General features: G+C 73.7%; 6 protein-coding genes. 4 read left to right on the top strand and 2 right to left on the bottom strand.

All coding sequences use genetic code 11. The features are described 5' to 3' along the window. Positions 1-617, bottom strand: a 617-nt coding sequence (locus ACIQOV_RS20485) for a hypothetical protein (protein ID WP_401050339.1), incomplete at its 3' end; no start/stop codon positions are given. Positions 618-981: 364 nt separating this feature from the next. Here ACIQOV_RS20485 and ACIQOV_RS20480 point away from each other — a divergent pair. Then, positions 982-2,214, top strand: coding sequence for a M64 family metallopeptidase (locus tag ACIQOV_RS20480; RefSeq protein ID WP_401050336.1), 1,233 nt, complete (start codon positions 982-984; stop codon positions 2,212-2,214). Between the two features lie 195 nt (positions 2,215-2,409). Beyond that, positions 2,410-3,702, top strand: a complete 1,293-nt coding sequence (locus tag ACIQOV_RS20475; protein WP_401050334.1) for a nitrate/nitrite transporter — start codon at positions 2,410-2,412, stop codon at positions 3,700-3,702. Positions 3,703-3,750: 48 nt separating this feature from the next. On the opposite strand, the gene ACIQOV_RS20470 is transcribed toward ACIQOV_RS20475, so the two are convergent. Next, positions 3,751-4,572 carry a maleylpyruvate isomerase family mycothiol-dependent enzyme gene (locus tag ACIQOV_RS20470; RefSeq protein WP_359897700.1) on the bottom strand — a complete coding sequence of 274 codons (822 nt, stop codon included), beginning with the start codon at positions 4,570-4,572 and terminating at the stop codon, positions 3,751-3,753. A 174-nt stretch (positions 4,573-4,746) separates the two neighbouring features. Between ACIQOV_RS20470 and ACIQOV_RS20465 the strand changes: the two genes are divergently transcribed. Together ACIQOV_RS20465 and ACIQOV_RS20460 are read left to right on the top strand one after the other, a co-directional pair. Further along, positions 4,747-5,544: a carbon-nitrogen family hydrolase gene (locus ACIQOV_RS20465; RefSeq protein ID WP_380541343.1), complete on the top strand. Its 798-nt coding sequence runs from the start codon at positions 4,747-4,749 to the stop codon at positions 5,542-5,544. 146 nt (positions 5,545-5,690) lie between these two features. Next, the gene (locus tag ACIQOV_RS20460) at positions 5,691-6,716 is read left to right on the top strand and encodes a GntR family transcriptional regulator (protein WP_401050329.1); all 1,026 of its coding nucleotides are present in this window, start codon (positions 5,691-5,693) and stop codon (positions 6,714-6,716) included. Positions 6,717-6,764 lie beyond the last annotated feature (48 nt).

The raw sequence follows: 6,764 nt of genomic DNA, 5'->3' as shown, positions 1-6,764 counted from the left end.
TGGGTCACCTTGACCGTCTTGAAGTCCGAGCTGCCGGGGCCCTGGGAGCCGGCCATCTCCGCCGAGGCGAACAGGTTGATCGTGGTCACGCCGGCGGGGGTGGCGGCGGCCAGCGAGTAGCGGAACTTGAAGGTGTCGGAGCTGTTGGCGGCCATGCGCTGGCGCTGGGAGCCGGTGACCTCGACGGAGCGCATGCAGCCGTCCTGCAGCTGGAGGTTCTTCCAGGCGCCGGTGTAGTCCAGGTACTGGATCCTGACGTCCTTGAGGCGGGCCGCGGCGCCCGGGCCCGGGGTGACGAGGCCGAGGAAGGGCTCCATGCCGTGGGCGTCCTCGGCGGCCTTGTTGGTGACCTTGAGGGAGACCTCGTTCCAGCTGCCGTCCGCGACCACCGAGGACTTGGCCGAGGTGATGGCGGTGTCGGGGGAGAGCCCGGGAACGTTGGTCGGGGCCTCGTACGCGCCGCCGAGCCGGTGGTCGCCGCAGGCCCAGGCGGTGTCGGTGGCGAGGAACTGGACGCCGCCGGCGAGGACGACGGTGGCGGCGACGGTGGCGATGCGGCGGCGGCCGGAGAGCGCGCGGTCGTTCTTCGCAAAACGGGTGATAACGGTCATGCGCATGACGTGAGTCCCCAGGGTCGACGTGCTGATGGTGTGAGTGGGTGAAGACGACCGGCTCCGCTCCTCGTGAGCGGAAGCGCCCCCCGGCTCCGCCGGTCTCGCTCTCCGTGCCTTCATCCGTATAGACGCGCATCCCCGCGGGGGGTTGCAGACGGGTTCCGAAATTTTTTCGGGCTTCTCCGGCGGGTCCCGACGACAGCCCGAGGAATGGTTGGTATGACCTGGATGATCCGAAATGTGCGGATCGTTCGGCCAGGTCGGTGACTTTTTCGCGGCCGGATAGGGGAGTCCCGGCCGCCCGGGTACGTCTCCGCTCCATCACCCGGGCGACACCGGGTGACCGGCTCCCGGAGGACGCACCCGCATGCCGCCTGGCAACCCTGGCCGTCTCGTCCGGAGTCTGGCCGCACTCGTGCTGGTGTCCGCCGCCGCCCTCCCGGCCGCCCTGGAACTGACCGGCCCCCCGCCGTTCGGAGTGATCGGTCCGGGAGCCCCGGCCGACCGCGCGGTGCCGCCGCACACGGCCCTCCAGGCCGACCAGCGGATATCCGCGGCCGCCCCGACGGTCGACATACGCCGCACCGGGGACCCGGCCAACCGGATCACCCTGGTGCTGCTCGGCGACGGCTACACGGCCGACGAGCAGGAGCTCTTCCGGCAGCAGGCCGACAAGGCCTGGCACGCGTTGATGGACATCGAGCCCTTCCGCACCTACCAGGGCTTCTTCAACATCAGGCGGGTCGAGGTGGTCTCCCCGGTCTCCGGGATCGCCGAGTCCGAGAGCCGCGGCCGCAGGACCGCCACCCCGCTCGGCATGCACTTCTGGTGCGAGGGCACCGCCCGGCTGCTCTGCGCCGACGAGTCCGCCACCGCTCGCTACGCGGGCAACGGCGCCGGGCCGCAGTACCTGATAGCGCTGGCCAACTCCACCGAGTACGGCGGCGCCGGCGGCACCGGGGTGACCACCCTGGCGGGCGGCAGCCCGGACGCCGGGCGGATCATCCAGCACGAGATCGGGCACACCGTGGGGGACCTCGGAGACGAGTACGACAGCGCCCCGGACGACGCCGACTACCCGAACCTCGCCACCCTCAACGCCGACGACATGCGCAGGAAGCAGACCAAGTGGTGGCGCTGGCTGGGCGCCGAGTCCCCGGACGGGGCCGGCGTGATCGGGGCGTACCGCAGCGCCAACGGCCTCTACCGGCCCACCCCGGACTCGGTGATGCGCACCCTGGGCAGCGCGTACAACCTCCCCTCGCGCGAGGCGATCATCGAGGAGCTGTACCGCAGGGTCCGGCCGACCGACACCCCGGTGCCGACTCCCGGCGAGGTGTCCGGGCGGCCCCGGCTCGACGTCCGGCCGCTGCCGCTGACCGGCCCGCGGCAGCTGAAGGTGGAATGGAAGGTGGACGGCGTCCCGGTGGCCCCGCAGTCCGCCGACGGCTCCTGGCTGGACACCGCCCGGCTGGAGCTGGCCCCGGGCCGGACGGCCACCGTGACGGCGACCGTCCGGGACACCACCGACTGGGTGCGGGACGAGGCCTTCCGGGAGCGCTCCATGACCCGCTCGGTGTCCTGGACGCTGACCGGCTGACCGGCTGACCGGCTGACCGGCTGACCGGCTGACCGGCTGAGGCCCGGTCCCGCGCCCCCGGGTCAGAGCGTCCCATCATGGGATGACTAATCTGGTCGGACTATGACCGTGGAGCCCGCTCGCCCAGCCCCGTCCCCGTCCGTCCCCGCTCCCCGGCTCATCGCCGACCCCCCGGCCGCGCCCGTACCCGCGCCCGTGTCCGTTTCCGCGCCGGTGTCCGTGCGCGCGTCCGCGCCGCCCGGCGGCCGGGCGGCCTGGCTCGCCTGGTCCATCGGGGTCAGTGTCTACATCCTGGCCGTCATCCACCGCACCAGCCTCGGGGTGGCCGGACTGGACGCCGCCGACCGCTTCGGCATTGGCGCCTCGGCGCTCTCCACCTTCTCGATCCTCCAGGTGCTGGTCTACGCGGCCATGCAGATCCCGGTCGGCCTGCTGGTCGACCGGTACGGGCCGCGCCGGGTGCTGCTGTCCGGCGTCGTGCTGCTGAGCGCCGGCCAGCTGGCCTTCGCGTTCAGCTCCGACTTCGGCCCCGCGCTGGCCTCCCGCGCGGTGCTCGGCTGCGGCGACGCGATGACCTTCATCAGCGTGCTGCGGATCGCCGCCCGGTGGTTCCCGGCGGCCCGGAACCCGTTCGTGGCCCAGCTGACCGGCCTGGCCGGGATGGGCGGCAACCTGGTCACCACCGTGGTGCTCGCCAGGGCGCTGCACAGCGAGGGCTGGACGCCCACCTTCACCGCGATCGCGCTGCTGGGCGCGGTGGTGTTCGCGCCGGTCGCGTTCCTCCCGCGGGACGCGCCCCACCAGGAGGCCGTCGTCCGGCCCGGGGCGGCCGCGGCGCGGCCGAAGGTCGGCCGGCAGGTCCTCGCCTGCTGGCGGGAGCCGGGCACCCGGCTCGGGCTCTGGATCCACTTCACCACCCAGTTCCCCGGCAACGCCTTCGGCCTGCTCTGGGGCCTGCCCTACCTGGTGCAGGCCCAGGGGATGTCCCGGGCCGGGGCCGGCGGGCTGCTGACCCTGCTGGTGCTCAGCAACATGACCTTCGGCTTCGTCTTCGGCCGGCTGCTCTCCGTCTCGGCGCGGGCCCGGATGCCGATCGTGCTGACCGTCGTCGCGACCACCGCGCTCGGCTGGGCGCTGGTGCTGGCCTGGCCCGGCGGCCACCCGCCGGCCTGGCTGCTGGTCGGAATCATCCTGGTGATGGGCAGCAACGGCCCGGCCTCGCTGGTCGGCCTGGACTACGCGCGCGCCCGCAACCCCGCGGAGCGGCTCGGCACCGCGTCGGGGATCGTCAACATGGGCGGCTTCATCGGCACGATGATCACCCTGTTCGGCATCGGCGTGCTGCTGGACGCGCTCTCCCCGGACGGCGCCGGGTCGTACTCGGCCACCGCCTTCCGCTGGGCGTTCTGCTGGCAGTACGTCCCGCTGGCGGTGGGCACGGCGATGATCCTGCGGCTGCGCCGGAAGGTCGCGGCGCAGGCGGGCTGAGCCCGGGGCCGGACGGGCCCCGGGCGACGGCCCGTACGGCCCCGGGCCTCAGATGGTGACCGAGAAGTTGGCCAGCACCCGCTCGGCCAGCTCCCGGTCTCCCTCGACGGAGACCGGGCCGGGCCGCCCGCGGCCGCAGGCGAGCCGCAGGTAGGTCTCCCAGTCCATGGTGAGCTGGACGTCGGGGGCCAGGCTGATCGACTCGTCCACGGTGCAGTGGCCGGTGGCGTCCACCCGGACGGTGCGCAGGAACTCCACCGGGCCGGTGACGTCCAGCACCAGGGCCGTCCCGGCCGGGGCCCCGGCCTTGTTGGCGACGGCCTTGGGCAGCAGCTCCAGCAGCAGGTCCCGGGTGATCAGGGCGGCCGGGGCGTCCAGGTTGCCCGGGGTCTCCAGGGCCCGGCGCAGGTCCTGCTCGTGCACCCAGACGTCGAAGGCCCGCATCCTCAGCAGCTCGTGGTACGGGACGTCCCTGGCCAGCGGCCCGGCCGGCCAGCGCACCGGCTCCTCGGGCGTCTGCTTGGCGTTCCGCAGCGCCCGGGAGCGGCGGATGATCGTGTACTCCAGCTCGCCGGTCATCTCCAGGGCGGTGTGGCAGCGGCGCTTGTCGACCGGCAGCTCGACGTAGCGGGCGAACTCGGTGGTGACGTGACGGAGGTCACGCGGCAGCGAGTGGATCGGGCGCGGGTCGCCGAGCAGGTCGGACTCGACCGCGATCACGTGCGAGACGACGTCGCGGACGGACCAGCCGGGGCACTCGGTGGCCCGGTTCCAGGAGCCCTCGGGAAGGGGGGCGACCAGCTCCGATATGGACTCGATGGTCTGGGTCCACGCCTCGGTGTAAGCCTGCACGGTCTGGTTGTCCGTCACGGGAATCTCCGGCCCTCCGTCAGCTTCCTTGCCGCCTGCGCCCCGCCGTCACGGCCGACCGGGATGGTCCGGCTTTCCGGGCGCGCACGCTAACCGCACGTTACGCTGCCGGGAGACAGCTGGGCAGCGCTTTCGGGTGACGATCGTAGGTCTCTTGCCGTGGACGGTGGTACTGTGCGCGCTTCATTGATCCAACTCGCGGTCTCCGACGAGGAGCCGCCCGCCGAGCGGAGGGCTCGGGCGGCGGCCCTGGTACGGGCACAGCAGGGCGCCGACCTGGTGGTGCTCCCGGAGCTGTGGCCGCTCGGCGGCTTCGCCTACGACCTCTGGTCGGACGGCGCGGAGACGCTGGACGGGCCCACCTCGGACGTGATGTCGGCCGCCGCGCGGGCCGCCGGGGTCTGGCTGCACGCCGGTTCGGTCGTCGAACGCGATCCGGACGGGCCGATCTACAACACCTCGCTGCTGTTCTCCCCGGACGGCGAGCTGGTGCACACGTACCGCAAGATCCACCGCTTCGGCTTCGACAGCGGCGAGGCGGTGGTGATGGGCGCCGGGCAGGAGATCGTCACCGCGCCCACCGACTTCGCCACGCTGGGCCTGGCCACCTGCTACGACCTGCGCTTCCCGGAGCTGTTCCGGGCGCTGCTGGACGCCGGGGCGCAGCTGCTGGTGGTGCCGGCGGCCTGGCCCGCCCGGCGGCGCGAGCACTGGACGCTGCTGGCCCGGGCCCGGGCGGTGGAGGAGCAGGCCTTCGTGCTGGCCTGCAACACCGCCGGGACGCACGCCGGGGTCGAGCAGGCCGGGCACAGCATCGTGGTGGACCCGTGGGGCCGGGTGCTGGCCGAGGCGGGGGCGGGCGAGGAGGTCCTGACGGTCGAGTTCGATCCGGCCGAGGTGGCGAAGGCGCGCGCGGAGTTCCCGGTGCTGCGGGACCGTCTGCTGGGGATTCCGGCGCCGGTCCAGCGCTGAGCGGGGGTGGGCGGGGCGCCGGGGACGGGGTTCCGGAGGGTTGGTTCGTACCTGGGTCGGTCGGGTTTGAGAAGATGAGCACTCGTCGTGTTCCCCGCCGGCCCGGACGAGGGCCGGCACGGTAGGCCGCCCGAGGAGGTCGCCCCATGCCTGACAACGGCGCAGGCGACACCCCCCGCCCCGTCATCCACCGCAACAGCCTGCGCGAGCAGATCGCCGGCGCGCTGCGCGAGGAGATGATGGCCGGCCGGCTCGCGGCCGGCCGCAACTTCACCGTCAAGGAGATCGCCGAGCTGTACGGCGTCTCCGCGACCCCGGCCCGCGAGGCCCTGGTCGACCTCGGCGCGCAGGGCCTGCTGCGGGCCGAGCACCACCGCGGCTTCACCGTGCCCGAGCTGGGGTGGGACGACTTCCTGGAGATCTTCGAGTCCCGGGTGCTGATCACCGACAGCTTCCACCGCCAGTACGCCACCCGCCGGGCACTGCCCGACCTCGGCCGGCTGCCCTCGCTGCACCGGCGGGCCGACGCGGCGGTGCGGGCGGCCCGGGCCGGGAACCTGGACGTCATGGTGGGCTGCGACCGCCGGTTCTGGCAGGAGGTCGGCGCGCTGCTCGGCAACCGCCGGATCGCCGACTACCTGGACTGGCTGCGGGTGCAGTCCTGGATGTTCGCCGCGCCCTACCTGCGGGAGCTGCCCGCGCTGGGCGGGATCTGCTGGGAGCGCCACCCGGACCTGGTCGCGGCGATCGAGGCCCGCGACGCGATCGGCGCGCACCGGATCATCTGCGAGTACAACCTGTACACCGTCCGGCTGCTGGCCGGGCTGGCCGGGCAGCCGCTGGAGTCGGTGACCGTCCTGGACCTGCTCACCGAGTTCGTCGGGGAGGAGCCGGCGCCGGTGCCGGTCGAACCGCCGCCCGCGCCGGCGGCCCCGCCGGAGCCGGGCGACGAGCCCGAGCCCGAGCCCGGTGCCGGGCCCGGTGCGGCCCGCACCGGGCGGACCCGCAGCGCCGAGGTGGGCCGGGAACTCGGCCGTGAGCTGGGACTGGGCCTCGGGCTGGTGCCGCAGCCGCGCACGGTGCCGTACGGCCGGTTCGGCCGACGGCTGTCCGAACCGCCCCCGGAGGCCCCTCGGGGACGGCCCGACCCGCACGCCGCGCCGGGCCGGTAGGGTGGGCGGTCATCGGACCGGGCGCCTCCTGAAGGGCCGTCCGGGTAC

The sequence above is a fragment of the Kitasatospora sp. NPDC091257 genome (assembly GCF_044757675.1).
GTDB classification, from domain to species: Bacteria; Actinomycetota; Actinomycetes; order Streptomycetales; family Streptomycetaceae; genus Kitasatospora; species Kitasatospora lactacystinica.
The sequence above is the reverse complement of the archived record's forward strand: the minus strand, read 5'-3'. Positions and strand labels throughout refer to the sequence as shown.